11 protein-coding genes are annotated in these 19,103 nt (G+C 71.4%); all 11 read right to left on the bottom strand.

The features are described from left to right. A complete protein-coding gene (locus ABD907_RS19385) occupies nt 1–594 on the bottom strand; it encodes a TetR/AcrR family transcriptional regulator (RefSeq protein WP_345218615.1) in 594 nt (197 codons plus the stop codon). Beyond that, the gene (locus ABD907_RS19380; RefSeq protein WP_345218614.1) at nt 591–1,280 is read right to left on the bottom strand and encodes a hypothetical protein; all 690 of its coding nucleotides are present in this window, start codon (nt 1,278–1,280) and stop codon (nt 591–593) included. Before ABD907_RS19380 ends, ABD907_RS19385 begins: the two co-directional genes overlap by 4 nt. Nucleotides 1,281–1,290: 10 nt before the next feature. After that, nucleotides 1,291–2,106: an isoprenyl transferase gene (locus ABD907_RS19375; RefSeq protein ID WP_345218612.1), complete on the bottom strand. Its 816-nt coding sequence runs from the start codon at nt 2,104–2,106 to the stop codon at nt 1,291–1,293. Nucleotides 2,107–2,119: 13 nt separating this feature from the next. Continuing rightward, complete coding sequence (gene recO / locus ABD907_RS19370; RefSeq protein WP_345218611.1) at nt 2,120–2,851, bottom strand: DNA repair protein RecO; 732 nt, start codon at nt 2,849–2,851, stop codon at nt 2,120–2,122. Nucleotides 2,852–2,887: 36 nt separating this feature from the next. Further along, nucleotides 2,888–4,060, bottom strand: coding sequence for a hypothetical protein (locus tag ABD907_RS19365; protein WP_345218607.1), 1,173 nt, complete (start codon nt 4,058–4,060; stop codon nt 2,888–2,890). Nucleotides 4,061–4,170: 110 nt separating this feature from the next. Next, complete coding sequence (gene leuA / locus ABD907_RS19360) at nt 4,171–5,928, bottom strand: 2-isopropylmalate synthase (RefSeq protein ID WP_345218605.1); 1,758 nt, start codon at nt 5,926–5,928, stop codon at nt 4,171–4,173. A gap of 136 nt (nt 5,929–6,064) precedes the next feature. Then, entirely contained in the window at nt 6,065–8,161 is a 2,097-nt protein-coding gene (locus ABD907_RS19355; RefSeq protein ID WP_345218603.1) for an FHA domain-containing protein, read from the bottom strand. A gap of 115 nt (nt 8,162–8,276) precedes the next feature. Beyond that, nucleotides 8,277–10,583 carry a transglutaminase TgpA family protein gene (locus ABD907_RS19350; RefSeq protein WP_345218601.1) on the bottom strand — a complete coding sequence of 769 codons (2,307 nt, stop codon included), beginning with the start codon at nt 10,581–10,583 and terminating at the stop codon, nt 8,277–8,279. Then, nucleotides 10,580–11,824 (bottom strand): DUF58 domain-containing protein, encoded by a 1,245-nt coding sequence (locus tag ABD907_RS19345; RefSeq protein WP_345218599.1) that lies wholly within the window; start codon nt 11,822–11,824, stop codon nt 10,580–10,582. The genes ABD907_RS19350 and ABD907_RS19345 overlap by 4 nt, the downstream gene beginning before the upstream one ends. Beyond that, on the bottom strand, nt 11,821–12,816 hold the full coding sequence (locus ABD907_RS19340) for an AAA family ATPase (protein ID WP_345218597.1): 996 nt from the start codon (nt 12,814–12,816) through the stop codon (nt 11,821–11,823). The genes ABD907_RS19345 and ABD907_RS19340 overlap by 4 nt, the downstream gene beginning before the upstream one ends. A 41-nt stretch (nt 12,817–12,857) precedes the next feature. Continuing rightward, nucleotides 12,858–19,085, bottom strand: a complete 6,228-nt coding sequence (locus ABD907_RS19335) for an Ig-like domain-containing protein (protein WP_345218595.1) — start codon at nt 19,083–19,085, stop codon at nt 12,858–12,860. Nucleotides 19,086–19,103 lie beyond the last annotated feature (18 nt).

The raw sequence follows: 19,103 nt of genomic DNA, 5'->3' as shown, positions 1-19,103 counted from the left end.
CTAACCGTTGGCGGGCCCGGGACGACGTAGCAGCATGGCCAGCGCATCCGCCGTCGCTACGAGGTCGATCTGGTCGTCGACCAGCCGGTGCAGGTAGAGCCCGTCGAGCAAAGCCGTGAGCGCCACCGCCGTACCGGTGCGCTGAGACCGGGTCCAGGACGGCTCCACGGCGGCGAGCCACGTCTCCAGATCGGTACGCACCTGACGCAGAGCGTCACCAACGACGGCGCGCACCGCCTCGTCACGCATCGCACCGGCAACCAGCTCGCTGGTGAGGCGGCCCTCGTCCTCAGGAGCATCCGACTCGGCACCCAACAGGCCGAGGACCGCGGCTGCGACGTCGTCGGTGGCGACGAGCCGTTCCACGAGCGGACGCAGTGCCACGTCCGTCGCCCGGACCGCCACCGCCCGGTGCAGCTCCGGCAGCCCGCCGTAGTGGTAGTGGATGAGGCCGGCATTGGTTCCAGCTCGCTCCGCCACCCCGCGAGCCGTCACCGCCGGCCATCCGCCCTTCGCCAGCAGGGCGACGCCGGCACGTTCCAGATCCTCGCGCCGCTGCGCCCCCCGGCCGCCCATGCCGGCGCCGCCACTCATGCGACCGCTTCCGTGGCGCTATCACCGCGCCGGTAGGCCCGCTCCGGAACGGCATGCGCCAGCACGAGCTTGACGGCGAGCACCGGAGCAAACCACGCGAGGCCAGTGGGATGCCCGACCGCCGTGAACCCGATGAGCAGCGCTGTGGCGACAGCGAACGCGGCCGGACGCTTGAGGTACAGAGGCGCCAGGTGCACCACGATGACCGCGGCCAGCACCGTCATGTACAGCGCGAGGGCCCAGCCCCACACACTCACCGACGCACCCCCCGATGCGTCGGCCCATGCGACGGTCCGTTCGTCGGCCCGGGCGTGGGTCCTCGCGTCGACCTGCAGCGCCAGCACGAGGACGAACGGCTGGACGTGCGCCGCGGTGAACCCCACGGGATGGTGCAGGAACCGCTCCACCACACCGGCGGGCTCGCTCAGCGGCCGGTGGTAGAACCGCTTCGACGCCCCCAACGCGTTCGCCGCCGCACCGCCGAGCAGGTCGACCGCCAGCACAGCGACGACCAACCATTGCCACCACTGCCAAGTCGTGCCCGCGTGCCACGCCAGCGCCAGCACCCCGAGGGTCCCGAGGACGGTGGTGGCCGCCACGAGTGCCCGCTCCGCCGTCGTCGCGCCTTCGCCCAGAAGCCAGGGCCGCGAGCTGCGGATACTTGGTCGTGCGACTAACTTGGTCATGCGGCCAATATTAGCCCGGATTCTCCCCCGCGGGAAGGTCCACGGCCCCGCCGTAGCGGCGGTCCCGCCGTGCATAGGTCTCCACCGCCTGCCACAGGGTGCGCCGGTCGACGTCGGGCCATTGCGTGTCCACGAACACCATCTCGGCGTAGGCGGACTGCCACAGCAGGAAGTTCGACGTGCGCTGCTCTCCCCCGGTGCGCAGAAACATGTCGACGTCGGGCAGATCCGGCTCGTCCAGGTGACGGGCGAGCGTGCGCTCGTTGACCCGGGACGGGTCCAGCCGCCCGGCCGCCACCTCGCGGGCGATGGCCGCGGCAGCGTCGGCCACCTCGGCCCGACCTCCGTAGTTCACGCACATCGTCAGCGTGCACACGTTGTTGTTCCGGGTCTGCTCCTCGGCCCGCTCGAGCTCCGAGATGACCGACCGCCACAGGCGACGCCGCCGACCGGCCCAACGCACACGCACGCCCCACGAGTCCATCTGGTCCCGGCGCCGGTGCAGCACGTCCCGGTTGAAGCCCATCAGGAACCGCACTTCTTCCGGCGACCGCTTCCAGTTCTCGGTGGAGAAGGCGTAGGCGGAGACGTGCGTGACGCCGACTTCGATCGCTCCGGCGACCACCTCGAGCAGAGCGGCCTCGCCGGCCCGGTGGCCCTCGACGCGCGGCAGGCCGCGCGCGTTGGCCCACCTGCCGTTGCCGTCCATCACGACGGCGACGTGCCGCGGGACGAACCGGGAGTCGATGCGGGGCGCCACCTCGCCGGACGGGTGTGGCGGTGGCGGAAGAGGGACGGGCCGGGACCGGGCGGGTTCCTGTCTCATGTGCGGACGACTCTCATGCCCGCTCGACCATCCGCAGGGAGCGCAGCTGCCGTTCCAGGTGCCACTGCAGGTAGGCGGCCACCAGGCCCGAGGCCTCCGTGCGGTGCCGTGCCTCCGTCGCGTCCGCGATCGACCATTCCCCCGACAGGAGCGCACCGAGCAGCTCCAGCGTCTCGGGAGCCGGTGAGGCGGAGCCGGGCGGCCGGCACGCGCTGCACATCGCGCCGCCGGCCGCGGCGTTGAAGGCCCGGTGCGGCCCCTCGGCGCCGCAGTGCGCGCAGTCGTAGCAGCTGGGCGCCCACCCGGCGACCGCGAGGGAACGCAGCAGGTAGGAGTCGAGCACCAGCGACGACGCGTGCCGCCGGGTGGACAACGCGTGCAAGGCACCGACGAGGAGGAGGTACTGCTGCGGGGCGGGCTCACGCTCCATCTCCGTCAGCCTGACTGCGGTCTCGGCCATCGCGGTGGCGGTCGTGTACAGCGCATAGTCGGCACCGATGGGACGACCGTACGGCGCGATGGTCTCCACCTGCGTGATCGTGTCAAGGCTGCGGCCGTGGTGGAGCTGGATGTCGACGACGCCGAAGGGCTCCAGCCGTGCCCCGAACTTGCTGGAGGTGCGGCGCACGCCCTTGGCGACCGCGCGCACCTGACCGTGCTGACGGGTGAGCAGGCTGATGATCCGGTCGGCCTCCCCGAGCTTGTGGGTGCGCAGCACCACAGCCTCGTCCCGGTAGAGCTTCACGTTCCCATCATCCCAGCCCGTGCTGCTCCGGGCGTCCTACGACGCGGCGAGGCGCGCGCGGAACCTGCGTGCGTGGGCGCGGGCGTGCTCGAGCAGCACGAGCAGGACGTGCGCCAGCACCCACAGGACAAGGGTGCCCTCGTTCCTCAGGTGGTTCCCCGAGCGCACAGAAGCGAACAGGATGACGCCGAGCACGGCTGCCGTGGCGACGTAGAGCCAGACGGAGGTTCTCGCGTTCGCCTGCGGCGTCGCCGTGTAGTCCCGTGGGTCGGTCACGAGACCGTGCAGCAGGGTCCACGAGCGCCAGGTCAGCAGCAGCGGCAGCACCCACGTGGCCACGAGCACGACGCCGAGCACCACCTGCCCGGCGACCGTGCCGGCGAGGGCCCAGACGGCAGCGATCATCACAGCGAGCAGGATCCACACGACGAACGACGGGCGGCCGAACCGGGCGGTGCCGAACAACCGCCGGACGAGTGCGGTGAGCCACGCGGCCACGGTCCCGGGCTTTCCCCGGTTCCAGGTGCCGACCCACTCGGACGGCGGGAAGGCGGCGCCATGCTCCGCCACGCTCTCGGTCACCTGCGCGGCGCCCGAAGGCGCCGCGTCCTCTTCCTCGATGACCAGCTCGAGCTGCTGGACCGTCCGCATCACCAGAGCCTCGAGGGAGGCCATGCCGCCCTCGTCGTCCCACGTGAAAGTCAGGACGACGGCGTCCTTGGCACCATCGGGCACGATCACCGCGACGACCCGCACGTCCGGACCGGTCCGCGCACCCCACGGGCGGCTCAGGAGCAGGGTCACCGGGCCGTACCTCGAGCGGACGACCCGGCGCGTCGGTCGTGCGTCGACGCCAGCGGTCCCGGGGCGGGCGCGCGCGAGGACGTCGCGCGCGTACGCGCCATCGACGTTCAGTGCCCGACGTTCCACGAGCAGCGTCGGGGGCCGGCGCACGGTGCGGTCCACGGACATCTGGTGCCCGGCCGAACGGGTCCCCGGGACCTTCGTGCCCGACGCCTGGCTTCCGTGCAGCTCCTCGGTGTGCACGGCGACCGTGACGGGGCCGCCGGGCGCAGCCAAGGTCCCCGAGTCGTCCTGGAAGAGGGGCGGCCCGGCGGCGCCGAACACCGCCAGGTCCTCCTGGGCCGCCCAGTCCGCCGGCAGGTGCCAGTCACGCACCACGTGGGCGTCTCGCGTCAGGCCGGCCACGCTCCTCCGTGTCCCTGCACGTTCAACGCGCTGCACGACTCACCGCTGCACGATTCACGCAGGTCGTAGCGCGCTCAACGGGCGGCACGGTTCCGCAGGTCGTAGCGCGCTCAACGGGCGGCACGGTTCACCGCTGAGATGATCGCCTTGAAGGAGGCGGTCATCGACGACGGGTCGATCCCGACGCCCCACAGCACCTGGCCCCCGATCTCGCACTCGACGTACGAGGCTGCGGTGGCGTCACCACCGGTGGACAGTGCGTGCTCGGCGTAGTCGAGCACATCGACTCCCACACCGGCCTCATCGAGGGCTTTGACGAACGCGTCGATCGGACCGTTGCCGGTGGCGGCGAGCACCCTGCGCTCCCCGTTGTCGATGACGGTGACGGTGAGGACGGCGTCCTCGCCCTCGCCCGCCGTCGTCAGCGTGGTGCCCTCGAGGTCGAACCTGCCCCAGGGCTCGAGGCCCATCGCCTCGGTGTGCGGGAGGTACTCGTCGGCGAAGATCGACCACAGCTTCTCGGCGTCGATCTCCCCGCCGTAGGCGTCGGTGTGCTTCTGGACGATGCCGGAAAGCTCGATCTGCAGACGGCGCGGCAGATCCAGGTCCCGGGTGGAGGACAGCAGGTACGCGACCCCGCCCTTCCCGGACTGCGAGTTGACGCGCACGACCGCCTCGTAGGTCCGGCCGACGTCCCTGGGGTCGATCGGAAGGTACGGCAGGTTCCAGACGACGGCGGAATCGTCGCCGCCGGCGGCCGCCACCTTCTCGTCGCGGTCCGTGAAGCCCTTCTTGATCGCGTCCTGGTGCGACCCGGAGAACGAGGTGTACACCAGGTCGCCGCCGTACGGGTGCCGCGGGTGGACGTCCATCCGGTTGCATGCCTCGGCGGTGCGCCGCACGTCGTCGATGTCGGAGAAGTCGATCATCGGGTCGATGCCCTGGCTGAACAGGTTAAGACCGAGGGTGACCAGGTCGACGTTGCCGGTGCGCTCGCCCTGGCCGAACAGGCACCCCTCGATCCGGTCGGCCCCGGCCATCAGGCCGAGCTCGGCGGACGCCACGCCAGTGCCGCGGTCGTTGTGTGGATGCAGGGAGATCGCGATGTGCTCGCGCCGCGAGAGATTGCGGCTCATCCACTCGATCTGGTCGGCGTAGACGTTCGGCGTCGCGCGCTCGACGGTCGCCGGGAGGTTGAGGATGATCTCGCGTCCGTCCTCCGGCTGCCAGACGTCCATGACGGCCTCGCAGACCTCCAGGGCGTACTCGAGCTCGGTGTCGACGAAAATCTCGGGGCTGTACTGGTAGCCGAACACCGTGTCCGCGCCGAGGACCTTCTCGGCGTACGCCACCACCTCGCGGGTGCCGGCGACCGCCAGCTCGCGGGTGGCCTCCCGGTCGTTGTGGAAGACGATGTCGCGGAAGACCGGCGCGGTGGCGTTGTACAGGTGCACGTTCGCCCGCGGCATGCCGACGAGGGAGTCGATCGTGCGGTGGATCAGCTCCGGCCGCGCCTGGGTGAGGGCCGAGACAGTCACGTCCTCGGGGACGGCGCCCTCCTCGGCGAGGGAGCGGACGAAGTCGAAGTCCCACTGCGACGCAGCCGGGAAACCGATCTCGATCTCCTTGTAGCCCATCCGTACGAGGAGGTTGAACATACGCCGCTTCCGCTCGGCATCCATCGGTTCGATGAGCGCCTGGTTGCCGTCACGCAGGTCCGTCGAGAGCCACCGAGGGGCTCGGGTGATGCGCTGGTCCGGCCAGGTGCGGTCGGGAAGACGGACAGGGTTGACGTCTTCGAACGCCCGGTACTTGGAGATCGGCATGCCGGAGGGCTGCTGGGTGCTGATGTGGTACTGCGTCTTCATCGCTCTTCCTCGTCGCTGGTGAGCCGGGCACGACGAACGCCGCGACGAGGGGCCGGCCTTATAGGGCCTCGTCGCGGCACGGAAGGAGCAGCTGGTGCCTCACGGTCACGAGACTAGCGCGGGCGACCGGTGAACGTCACATCTCCCGGCGGTCGGACTTCATGACCGTCTGCTCGACATCCCCTTCGGACTCCCGCTCGCCCTTGTTCGGCTCGCCGCTCGCGACGGCGAGCTCGGTGGCCCCGGCCCGGATCCTGGTACCGAGCGGCACCCGGGTCTCCTGCCACGGCATCAGCCTCTGCTCGCCCTGGTTCGTGACGATCGTGGTGCCGTTGGTCGACGCGCGATCGGTCAGGAACACACCCTCGGTCGACACGCGGACGGACAGGTGGGTCTTGGACAGCGTGCGGTCCTCGAGGGCGACGGTGTGATCGATCTGCTCGCCCGCACGGGGGGCGGGTGAACGGCCGACGACGGTCATGCCGGGCTCGAGCAGCCGACCCGAGACGCGTACCTGCGGGACCAGCGACCGGTGTGCCTGAGGCGCTTGTTCCGAGAGTGGTTGGGGCACCTCGCCGAACTGCGCCATGGGTGGCGTCGGCGGTACGGAATGCGCAGGAGGGGCGGGACCGTCCACCGACGGGTACTCCGCGGGCCTTGGGCGCCGCTCCGTCCCGCCCAGTTCGTCCTGCGGCCCGTACTGCTGTTGCCCGTACTGCTGTTGCCCGTACTGCTGTTGCCCGTACTGCTCGCCCTGATACTGCTGCTCGCCCTGATACTGCTGCTGCGTTCCATGCTGCTGCGGGCGGTAGGCCGCGTCGTCGGCGGCGCTCTTGCCCGCCGGCCGGGGGCCGTGGAGCTCGCGGACCAGTGCCGACAGCTGTGCCCGGCCGGTGCGTCCGGTCAGAGCGCCGCGCACGCGGCTCCATCCCCGCGCGAGCCCGATCGCTGCCGTCCACGAGCACGCGGCGCCGAGCGCGGACGCGAGCGCGACGCCGAGGCCGGCTCCCGGCGCGTACGCGTCCAGCGCGGCGACCACGTCCCGCACCAGGCCGACCGTCCACCAAATCCCGGCCACGGCGGCGACCATCGCCGCCAGCAGTCGCACACCCAGGGAACCGACGACCTCGCCGTTCCCCCGGTCGTCCGGAGGCACCGGCACGCCGGTCGCCATGCGATTGCCGTCAATGTCGACCAGGCGCGGCATCAGCGCCCACAGCGCCACGCCGCGCGAGAGCCGCCTACCGGCCAGGAGCACGACGACGCCGACGCCCGCACCGAGCGCGATCATCACGACCGCGAGCACCAGCACGGTGGTGACGGTGAGCCCGGTTGTTGACGGGTCACCGAGGCCGGCCCGGAGCACCGCGGCACCGGTCAGGCCGAGCAACCAGGCGAGAATCCCGACGGCCAGCCGGGCGAGGTCCGTGTAGGCGGGCAGCAGCGTACGCAGCGCGGACTGACGCCGGATCGTCATCGAGCCGTACGTCGTCCAGTCGCGACGGTAATCGGCCGGGTCGAGGAAGTCCTCGGCCGAGGAGGGCACCAGCAGCATGAGTGCAGTCTGCCCCGTCCCTGCCGGTTCGTCTCCCCTGCGCGCACGCCTCCCGGCCCTCTCGGCGAGCACCGGGTCCGGCTGCCACGCCGCCGTACGCACCCGGTTCACGCCGGAGAGCAGGCACACCGCCGCGGCGCCCGAGGCGACGCCGACGGAGCCGAGCAGCAGCACACGGGCGTGGGCGGGCGGGCTCGAGCCGGCAAGCACATCCACGCCTGCGAGGACGGCTGCGCCGGCCATCCCGACGAGGGCACAGGTGCCGAGCACCGACCGCGGCGTCGAGCCGGTCCGGGCCTCCGGGGCTCCGGCGCGGGTCGGTGTGGCCAGCCAGGCGGCGACAGCTCGCGAGAGCACGCTGCCGGCATGTACCACGGCGACTCCGAGCAGCGTGCCGGCGAGTCCGAGCACGATGGCTGCCGCCGCGAGCCAGGTGGCGACTGCGTCGTCGAACGACGCCTGCGCCCGGTCGTAGGCGAGCGCCCCCAGCACGGCCGCCACGACCGCCAGCAGCCAGGCGACCGCGCCCGCCGCGAGACGTCCCTCGGACGCGTACGCCCGGCCCAGCACGTCCAGGGCCTCCCGCCGCAACGGAGCAAGCGTGTCCCCTGGCGAGCGAGGGTCGGCCACCGCAGCCGACGTCAGGTAGGGCCGCGCGACCCGAGGAACGAACGGCACCCTTCCCTCCTCGGCTGTCGGCGGGACCCGCTCACACGTTCCTACCCTCCCGGGTCGGTGACTGTCGCTGCCCCGGGATGGGGAGAAGTCCCCATCGGCGCTCCGACCTGCGGAGTCAGCGCCGCTCTGCGCGTCCTGGACGACGGCGGGCCTTGCCGAGCGATCGGGCGGAGATACGTGCACGCCACCAGCGGCGACGTCCCACGGCGGTCCGCAGCCCCGACAAGGAGGCGTCGACCTGCTTCCAGTACACGGCCGCACCGCCCTCGTCGGGCGGGACGGGCCCGAAGGTCCCGGCGTCGGCCGAAGTCGCCAGCGCGTCGGCGCGAACGGTAGCAGCGTCGACAGGCTCCGCCCCGCGCTTCTTCCCTTTCGACGGCGGAGCGGCGAGCGTCCCGACGATCTCGCCGGCCGCCTGCGAGCGGGTCGCGGTGCGCGAGACGTCGACACCCAGGTCCGTGACGGCGTCGAGCATCTCCGCCCAGCCGCCGGCGACCCGGGCCGAGGGCGTGCCGGTGTTACGCCTGCGCCGTCGGCGGCGCAGCTTGACGGCGACGATGACCAGCAGGGGTGCCAGCAGGAGCAGCAGGGCGCCGACAGCACCGAGGGTCACGTACAGGGCCATCGGCAGCGGCGCATCCTCCTCGAGCTCGTCGTCCTCGATGTCGACGTCCTGACGGTCCGACGGCGGCGCTTCCGGGGGTTCCTGCGCCGGGGGCGGCGGCTGGAGCACCTGGGGCTGGGGCACACTCTGCGGGACGGTCTCCTCGTCCTGCCAGATCCGGTCCTCGTCCGGCGTCGGGTAGAACGGCACCCACCCGTGTCCCTCGAACGCGACCTCTACCCACGCGCTGACGTCGTCACCGGTCAGCTCGACCGGTCCGCCGTCGCCGCCGCCGGACTGCGCCTCGAACCCCATGACCACGCGGGCCGGGATGGACAGCGACCGCAGGATCAGGCCCATGGCGGCCGCATACTGCTCCTCGTCCCCGACCATCGGGTCCTCGCCGCCGAGCAACGAGTCGAGCCGGGCGGCGCCGTGACCGGCCAGCGAGGGCGCCTCGCCCTCGAGACCGTGCGAGAAGTACCCCTCCTGCAGCGCCTGCTCGATCGCCCGGATCCGTGCGATCGGGGTCGATGCCTCCCCGGCCATGAGCTGGCCCGCGGTGGTGATGACGTCGGGGTAGACGACCTCGGGCAGGGCGATGTCGGACAGCGGCGCACCCTCCAGCTGTGAGTCGGTCGGGTGCGGCGGGACGTCCAGAAGAACCTCGTAGCTGTCGCCCTCACGCAGCCCCACGGTGGTCAAGCCCGTACCGGTGGCCCGGTTGAAGTAGAAGCCGCGGGTGAGCTCCTCGGACCGGGGGCCGCGGAAGTCGAGGTCGTACGGCTTGCCGACCGTCGGCACCCACACGCCCTCGTAGGCGCCGATGGTCATGGTCGCGGTGGTGAGGTCCTTGTTGAGGTCCGGCTCGATGCGGTCACCGATGCGCAGGTAGTCGCCGGTGCCGGACTCCGGGTCGGCGGCCGACCAGGCAGTGCCGTCGTACTCGTCGAGCGTCGCCAGGCGCACCTCGGCGCCGTCGGGAAGGTTCTCGACGGTCAGGATGGTCTGGTCCCGATGGTCCTTGACGTGCTGGCGGAACCCGGCGAGCGGGCTCGGGTAGTCGTGCAGGTCCGGCGGCGGCTGGACGTGCTCGCGCAGCACCAGCCGTCCCGCGGGCGGGGCGAGCAGGCCTGCCCCGGTGCCGGCGACGAGCCCGACCAGCACCAGGGCCGCCACACCCGGCCAGCGGTTCGCGTGCAGCCGCCCGGTGCGCCAGCTGGCCCACACCAGGGCCACCGCAACCATGCCCAGGCCGAGAGGGATCGCCGTCGTCACGTCGATGGTGCCGAGCAGGATCGAGCCCGCCAGCACGACAGCGGGCACGACGAGGGCCGACGCCGGGCGCCTGGTCCGCAGCGCCACGGTGACGGCCACGCAGGACGCCACCAGGGCGACGACGTACGGGGCGGTGAGCATGTTCCGGCCGGCGCCGAGCGGCGGCAGGATCGTCACGACGTCCTTCCAGGACGTGACGACGCCGCGTCCGACGGCGCCGATGGTCTCCGGCGTCGGGACGACGCCGCCCAGTGCCGTCTCGGGCGCACCCAGTGCCGAGAACACGACGAAGAGGACGAGCACGCCGGCCAGTACGGGCAGCACGCCCCAGCGCCGTCCCGCCGCGACCACGGCGACGGCCGTGCCGAGCAGGACACCGCCGACGACGGCGACGGCGAGGCGGGCGGTGCCGAAGACGGCCTGGAGCGGCACGCAGGCCACGACGACCAGCGTGGCGATGACGGCGACGTCGACCCAGCGCTGGGCAAGCAACTGCCCGACTGCGCCGATGGTGCCCTGCCGCGCCTCGCTCTCCCTCACCGCATCGCCTTGCGCAGCGTGCGGGCGAGCTCGTCCACCGTCGGCACGGTGACGACGGTGACCACGCCGACGGTCGAGACGGCAGCCGTGGCGTCGCCGTCGACCCGGACGGCGAGGGCCCGTAGCCCGACCGGGAGCACGGCGCCGGCCGCGCGCAGGTCGTGCGCGGTCACGGTCGAGCCGCAGATCAGGATCGCGAGGGACGCGTGCTCCACCTCGCGGGCGATGGTGCGCCCGATCGAGATCACGCCGCCGCGCCCGGAGGCCGTCTCGAGCCTGGTCAGACCGTCCAGGAGCTGCCGGCGGGAGAGTGCAGGCAGCGACTCGTGGTTCGTCAGCAGGGTGAGGTCCTTCTCCTCCTCGATCGCCTGCAGCCCGAGCGAGCCCGCCGAGGAGATCGCCGTCTCGAGCTCGTCGCCGTCGTAGTAGTCGACCTCGTTGCGGCTCAGCCCGACGACGATGTGTGACCTGCGCGTCTCCTCGAACTGGCGGACCATCAACGTGCCCGTTCGGGCCGTGGAACGCCAGTGGATGTGCCGCCGGTCGTCACCCGGGCGGTACTCGCGCAGGTCGTGGAACGCGAGATCGGACGGCGTGATCTGCTGCGTCGTCTGACCCTCGAGGTCGTGCAGGAAGCCGGCGGCGGTGGAGGCGAGGCGCACGGTGCGGGGATGGACGTACAGCTCGTGCACGTCGGTCCAGGTCATGGCCCGCCGGACGAGCCCGAGCGGATCACCACGCACCGAACGGACCGGACCGACGTCGATCACCGCGCGGTGCGCGGTGGGGATGGCGAACAGCTCCTCGTGCTCGCCGTCGCGGGGCAGGCCCGGCAGGGCGAAGGACACCTGCGCGGACCCGACCGGCATCTCGATCCGTGCCGGCAGGACGTGCCGGTGGGCGGTGTTGCGCACCACGACACCCGCCATGGCGCGCTCCCCCACCACCACGCGGCGGTCGGACAGGCGCAGCTCGACCTCGTACGGCTGACGGCCGAGGGTGAAGCCGAGGGCGACGACGAAGATGGCGACGAGCGCGACGCCGGCGACGAAGAGCTCCAGCCACCCGAGGCGACGACCCGCGTGCCAGGTGACCGCTCCGGTCGCCAGCACCACCCAGCCGACGAGGCCGATCCAACCCAGCGCGCCGGCCACGAGCTTGCGGGGCATGCGGGTGCGGGCGAGCGCGACCTGCACACCGGGGATGGTGGACAGGCGCTGGGTGAGGCTGGTGCTGCTCACCGTCCGCCGGACCGCATGGTCGGGGGCGCGACGTCGGACAGGACGCTGGCGAGGGCGTCGGCCGCCGACGCGCCCTCGAACTCTGCCTCCGCCTCCAGCACGAACCGGTGGGCGAGCACGGGCTCGGCGAGGCCCTTGATGTCGTCCGGGACGACGTAGTTGCGGCCGTGGGCGGCGGCCCACGTCTTCGCGGCCCGGATCAGCCCGAGGGCACCGCGGACGGACACGCCGACCAGTACGCCCGGGGCGCGGCGGGTCTCACCCACGATCGTGGAGACGTACTCGAGCACCGCCGGGTCGACGTGCACGGAGTCCGCCAGCGTCACCATGTCCGAGACGGCCTGCCCGGTGATGACCGGCTCCAGGGCACCGGCGCGGTCGCGCTGGGCGGACCCGTGCAGGATTTGCACGGTCGCGGCTTGGTCCGGATAGCCGATGGACGTCTTCATGAGGAACCGGTCCAGCTGCGCCTCGGGGAGGCGGTAGGTCCCGGCCTGCTCGATGGGGTTCTGGGTGGCGAGCACGATGAACGGTTTGCCGACGCCGTGCGGCGCGCCGTCGACCGTGACCCGGCCCTCCTCCATGACCTCCAGCAGCGCGGACTGGGTCTTCGGCGAGGCGCGGTTGATCTCGTCGGCGAGGACGACGTTGGCAAAGATCGGTCCCTCGTGGAACTCGAACGTCTGGGCCTTCGGGTCGAAGATCGAGACGCCCGTGACGTCGGAGGGCAGCAGGTCGGGCGTGAACTGGATGCGGCTCGACGTCGCCTGGAGGGTCTGGCCCAGCGCCCGCGCGAGCTGGGTCTTGCCGGTACCGGGGTAGTCCTCGAGCAGCAGGTGGCCGCCGGAGAGCAGGGTGGTGACCACGAGCCGGACCACGTTCTCCTTGCCCAGCACGGCGTGCGCGACGTTGCCGACGATCCGGTTGAAGGTTTCGGCGAACCAGGCGGCCTGCTCCTGGGTCATGACCTCGGTGGTCGCGGCGGTCGTCATGGCTTTCCTTCGGTCGTTTGCTTGGGGATCTCGAGGCGGTGCTAGCCGGCTGGTGCGTCTGGCCACACGAGAGTGTGCTGGTAGTCGTTCGAGCCGGGCCCGTCGAACACGACACGAATCCGCTCACCCGGATGGCCGCGGAAATGACTGCCGTGGACGATCCCGTGTCCGGAGATGTTGCTGGCGAACTCTCGATTCTTCTCGGCGCCGTCGGCATACCAGATCACCGTGTAATCGCCGCGCGGCAGGTCCCAGTACTCGCCGTCGAGGTAGGCGCATGACCGATGCGTACAGTTGCCGTACGGCGCACCGACGGCGTTGCGCGTCCGGCTCACCTCCACGCGCGGGTTCTTGGGCGGTTCCGGCTTGGCGTCCGTCGTCTTCTGCGCCGATGCCTTGCGTTCCTCACCGTCCGAGCGGACGACGCGCATCTCAGCACGGAAGGTCGTGCTCCACGCAGGACCGCGTCTGGCGTGGTCCACGTCATTGACGTCCCGCCAGCCGGTCCAAGAGCCACCGCCGTCCCGGAAGCGGATCTGACGAGTGTCGATACTCCGCCCGTTCGGGTCCGGGGCGTCCCAGTCGAAGCGCACGTTCTCGTTGTCCGCACCGGTGGTCTGGGCCGAGAGTCGAATCTCTCCGAAGGGACCGTACGGGATGGCCTGGTTCGACGCCACGGAGGCCGGTGAGACGTAGCTGTTCATCGCCCGGACCCGGAAGGTGTAGCCGTCGCCGTCCCGCAGCCCGGTCACGCGACCGTCCGCGCGGAGCGACTGCCATGCACCCCCGTTGACGGAGACCTGGTACCCCCGGATGGGGTCGCCGTTGGGCTGGGAGCTGCGGAACTCCAGCCGCACCACGCCGTCCTGGCCGGTGGCGGTCGCCGTCGGCGTGCCGGGCTGGGACGGCCGCGCGAACGAGCGCACCGACTGCGATCCCGGCGAGGTCTCCGACCAGCCGGCCTTGTTCCGGGCCGCGACGCTCACGGTGTAGTCCGACCCCGCGGGTGCGTCCTCCTGGAAGGACGTCTCCGTGGTGGTGAACCGGCGGAACTCGGCGCCGTCGCGGTAGATGACCGCCCGGTACTCCGAGATCGGATCACCGTTGTTGTTCGGGGCCTGCCAAGAGGCGGTGATCTGCTCGGCCACCGGGTCGTCGACCCGCTGCACCTGGGGCGCAGCCGGCCTCCCCGGCGGCCCGGCCGGGATCTCGCCGGCGGACCAGCCGGACCACTCCGACGGATCGGGAGCCTGGTTCCTCGCGCGCACCTGGACCCGATACTCCTGGCCGTTCTGCAGACCCGTCCACGTGTAGCTGGTGCCGGTGACGTTGACCTGGCCGCCGCCGGTGGACGGGGAGATCATCAGGTCGTAGGACTCCACCGGTGAGCCGTCCGTATGCGGCTCGTTCCACTCGACGTCGAGCTGCTGGTCGCCGAAGGTCAGGGTGGGCGGCTGGGGCCGCTCGGGTCGGACGTCGGGTCGGGCGACGGCGGACGAGCCGGATGGCTCGGAGTCACCGACGGAGTTGGTCGCCGTGACGGTGAAGGTGTACTCGACGTTGTTGGTCAGACCCTCGATGGTGCAAGTCGTGGTCTGGCATCGGTTCGTCGAGCCGTCCGAGGCCTCCACGGTGTAGCCGGTGATGTCGGCGCCGTTGCTCGCCGGCGCGGTCCAGGAGAGCACCACCTGCTCGTCGCCGACCTCCTCCACGCGCGGCGGGGCCGGCCGCCCGGGCACACCGATGACGTTCATCCTCAGCCGGGCATCGACCTGACGGCGAGCGTCACCCGTGGCATCAAGGACGGTGAACGCAACGACGCCGCGGCCGACGAAGTCCGGCTCGGGGGTGACCGTGACCGACCCGTCGGAGTGCTCGGTCACGATGTTCCCGCTCTCAGCGCCAGCAGAAAGGACCGTGAGCGGGTCCCCCGGGAACGGGTTGTAGGCGCCGTCGAGGACATCGACGGTCACCGATTCGCCCTGCTCGATGGTGCCGAGGTCGCGGTCCGGAACGGCGGCCAGCGAGCGGGTCGAGGGCACCACGTTGGCCGTAACCGTGCCCGGGACGGGATCGTTGACCGGGTCGGCGACCGTGATGCCGACGTCGTACGCGTTGTTCGCCGGGGTGTCGACCCCCGCGGAGACCGACAGGTACGGCCCGTCGATGCTGGCCTCGATGCCGTCGGGCACCTCGGCGACCTCGTAGTCGAGCTGGTTGAAGTCGGCCGTGTCCCGGTCCTGGACGAGGTTGCGCAGGTTCAGCACCACCGGGTCCTCGCCGGGGGCGACCTCGACGCTGCCGCCGGCGAACGTCGGCGGCGTGTTGTCGCCGTCGGGCAGGACGTTGATCGGCAACGTCAGCACCGAGCTGAGGCCCGACTCGGCTGACTCACCGTCCGTGACCTCGAAGGTGACAGACGCGGGACCGACGTAGCCGTCGGCGGAGGTGAAGGTCAGTGTGGTCGCGTCCACCACCGGCGCGCTGCCGTCGGAGTTGGTCGCCGACACGGCCGCGCTGTCCGTCAGCCGCACGTCTCCCCCGCTCGGGCTGACCACGTAGTCCTCGATCGGGATCTCGACCGTCTCGCCCGTCAGGACCTCGATCGGCTCGACGCCGGAGCGCAGCACCGGGCCGGTCTCCTCCACACCGGGGACGTCGATGAACGCGAACCCCGTGTTCCCGTCCACGTCGGTGATCTGGTACGTGATGACCTGCCGATGGGGCTTGACCGGTGCCTGGACCTGGTTGTCGGCGACGGTCACGCCCTGTGGGGCATCCGGTACCGAGACGCTCAGCCCCTCCGTCGTCCCGTCCGGGTCCTCGTCGTTGTCGAGCACCGGGACGGTGACGGTGTCGTGCTCGATGATGTCGGACGCGTCCACGCGATCATCGCGTGCCAGGGGCGGCTGCAGCGGCGCGTCCGGTGACACGGTCACCTCGACGACGCCCGTGTCCCGCCCGCCGCGGTTGTCGGTGACGTGGTAGGCGAGCGAGAAGCTCGTCTCCTCCTCAGGGGTGACGACCTTGAGCACGCCGTCCTCCTCGGCCACCTCGACGCCCTCGACGGGTTCGAACGGGTCGCCCAGCTCGCCGGTCGGCAGGTAGAGGGGATCCCCGTCGGGGTCGGTGTCGTTCGCCAGGACGTCGACCGTCACCTCACGGCCGGGTCGGGCGGTGATCGCGTCGTCCTGCGCCTCCGGCGAGCGGTTCTGCTGTGGTGGCGGCACGACGCCGACGCGCACCGACGCACTGGCGACAAGGCCGAGGCGGTCACGGACCATGTAGGTGAACTCGTCGGTGCCGTCGAGATGCCCGTAGGCCTCGTAGTCGAAGTACCCGGGACCGACCTCGACGATGCGGCCGAGCTCCGGCGCCTCACCCGTGCCGAGCAGCTTGACGGAGTCACCGTCGGGGTCGATGCCGAACATCGGCACCTGGATCCGGATACGCTCGCCGCTGAAGGCACGCGTGTCGATCGGCTCGGGTTGCGGGGCGGAGTTGTTCTCGGTGTCGGCCTGGACGTGCACCGTCACCCGGGCGGAGGCTTCGTTATCGGCCGAGTCGGTGATCTGGTAGACGACGTTGACGGTCTGTGGTTGCTCCGGCGCCCGGAACCGCAGCGTCTCGCCCGAGACGAAGAAGTGCCCGTGGTTGCCCTCCGGCATCTCGGCCAGCTCGTGGTCGAGCTCGAACTCCAGGCCGGCGGGGTGAGAGTCGTTCTGCAGCACGGGGATGGTCACGAAGTCCCCGGCCCGCACCGTGGCGGTGTCCGCTTCGGCCACCGGTGGCTGGGCGGCCGAGTCGGTCGCCACGGGCATCACCACGACCTCGCCCTCCGCAGTGCTGTCGCCGTTGGAGACGGTATAGCTGAACCGCACCGGTCCGTCGAGGACCTGCTGGGCGCTGATCTTCAGGATCCGGTGCTCGAGCACCGAGACGACGAGTCCCGAGTCCGGCGGCACGGTGACCTGCTGGACCGCGAGCAGCCGTCCCGACGGATCCTCGTCGTTCGCCAGCACGTCGACGAGCACGGCGCCCCCGGCGGGCAGCAGTGCGGTGTCCTGGACAGCCACCGGCGCACCGTCCTGCGGCTCGGTGACCTCCACCCGGACGAGCCCGGTCGCGTCCTTGCCAGAGTCGTCGACGACGACGTAGGTCAGGTAGTACGCGCCGGCGGACTCGGCGGCGAACCGGAAGGTGCCGGCCTCGTAGTCGGGGACGATGGTGGCGTCGCCGTTGACCTCCACGTTCGCGAGCCGCAGCGGCTCCCCGTCCGGGTCGGTGTCGTTGGCCAGGGGTTCGACGACGATCTCCCGGCCGGCGGTGGCCTCGTGGTAGTCGTAGACCGGGACGGGCGGGAGGTTGCCCTCGGAGCGCACGTCCACCTGGACGACGACGTCGGTGTTCTCGCGTCCGTCGGAGACGACGACCTCGACGTCCTTGGCGCCGGTGGTCACGCCGGAGTCGACGAACTCGACGGACCCGTCCGGGGTGAAGCGGACGATGTCGTCCTCGGGGCCGTTGGCGCCGACGAGCACCATCTCGTCGCCGTCGGGGTCCTTCATGTGCTGCAGCACGTTGACGGCCCCGGTCGCGCCGGAGGCGATGGTCAGCCGGATCGGCCGTAGCTGCTCGGGCGGGCGGTTCTGCGACTCGGGGACCACCGAGAGGGAGACGGTGGCGCTGTCCTCGCCCTTCCGGCCGTCGTTGACCGTGTAGCCGAACGTTCCTCCGTCGGAGCCGTTCTCGGGCACGGTCACCTGCAGGGCGCGGCCGCCGAGCACGGGTCTGACCTCGCCGACGCCGTCGGGGAAGCCGTCGATCGACTCCAGGGCCAGCAGGTCGCCGTCGGGGTCGGAGTCGTTGGACAGCACCTCGAGCACGGTCGTCGAGCCCGGCCGCACGCCGAAGGTGTCATCCTCGGCGACCGGGTCTCGGTTCTCGGCGTCCCGGTTGAGGGGGATCTCGTCGGTGATGTCCTGTTGTGACTCCTCCTCCTCGATCTCCTGGGCGTCCGGCGGCGTGACGTCGTCCCAGTTCTCGACGATCGTCATGGCCTCGTTGACGAGGTACACCGTGCCGGCGAGCGTGTCGTTGAGTACGACGAGGCCGTGGTTGGTGCGAAACTCCAACTCAGCCTCGGAGGTGGTGGTCGGGATCGGCGCCTCGGTCGGTGCCGCATCGCCGCACTGCTGCAGGTAGGTGCTCTCCGTGCCCGCCCACGCACTGTGCACGCAGCTGCCGGCGACGAGCGGGGCCGCCGGCCGACCCGACACCGGCGAGCGCAGAACCACCGGGTCTCCCTCGTCGAGCGGTATACGCACGAGCGCGTCGGCCGTGGCGAGCACGACGTCGTCCCGCTCGGGACCGGCGTGCTGCAGCCGCGCCTGGGAGATGTCGATGTCGAGGCCGGTCAGGTCGACCGGCTTCGCGTCGGGACGCGCCAGCCACAGCTCTTCCTCGGCGGTGCGTACGAGCACCACGGGTGTCTCACCGACCACGCTGACCTGGGTGTCGGCCTCCTCGAAGAGGATGGGATCGAGGCCCAGGTCCGCGGTCTCCAGCTTGACCGGCTCGACCTCTTCACCGGGCTCGCCCTCCTCCTGCGCACGGGCGACCTCGGCTTGGAGCTGCTCCGTGCCCTTGGGCACCGTCACCACGGTGGCGTCCTCGGTCGAGACCCCGTACGTCGTGCCGTCGAGGCCGACGGCCGCCTCGGCGCTCGCACCGAGCGACGCCTGAGGTGCCGCCTCCTCGTCGGCGAGCAGGCCGAGGCCGGTGAAGGGTGCGGTACGCAGGTTGCCCGAGCCGACGTCGAGCACGGAGACGACGCCACCGCCCATGCCGACCTGGTGGTCGGTGGGCAGGGTCACGGTTCCCTGCCCGGTGCTGACGGTGGCGGGGTCGAGGACGGAGAGCAGGTCGGCGCCGGAGTCGACGACGAGCACGTCCTTGCCGTCCTGGAGGACGTCGATCTCGTTGCTGGCGGAGGTGACCGAGCCGTCGAGCTGCTGGACCGGGTAGTTGACGCGGCCGACCATCAGCTCGGAGCCGTTCGTGACCCAGACGCCGCCGTCGTGCAGCTCGACGTCCGCCGTCGCCACGCCGTCGTAGAGGATGCTGGCGGCAACGATGCCGCCGGCGACCACGCCGACAGCCGCCCCGCCGATCAGGCGGCGACGGTTACGACGTCTGCGTTCGGCGGCCCGACCCTTCGGGCGACTCGCAGTACCCGACGCCGTGCCGCGCGCTCTTCCCCCACGCACGAAACTCTCCCCTAGGAG

It is taken from the genome of Georgenia halophila (assembly GCF_039541595.1).
This window is presented reverse-complemented; position numbering and strand designations above follow the sequence as displayed.

What these genes read in the sequence shown, in the direction of transcription:
- ABD907_RS19385 (WP_345218615.1), bottom strand. Translation starts at nt 594, where the DNA reads ATGAGTGGCGGCGCCGGCATGGGCGGCCGGGGGGCGCAGCGGCGCGAG.
- ABD907_RS19380 (WP_345218614.1), bottom strand. Translation starts at nt 1,280, where the DNA reads ATGACCAAGTTAGTCGCACGACCAAGTATCCGCAGCTCGCGGCCCTGG.
- ABD907_RS19375 (WP_345218612.1), bottom strand. Translation starts at nt 2,106, where the DNA reads ATGAGACAGGAACCCGCCCGGTCCCGGCCCGTCCCTCTTCCGCCACCG.
- leuA (WP_345218605.1), bottom strand. Translation starts at nt 5,928, where the DNA reads ATGAAGACGCAGTACCACATCAGCACCCAGCAGCCCTCCGGCATGCCG.
- ABD907_RS19340 (WP_345218597.1), bottom strand. Translation starts at nt 12,816, where the DNA reads ATGACGACCGCCGCGACCACCGAGGTCATGACCCAGGAGCAGGCCGCC.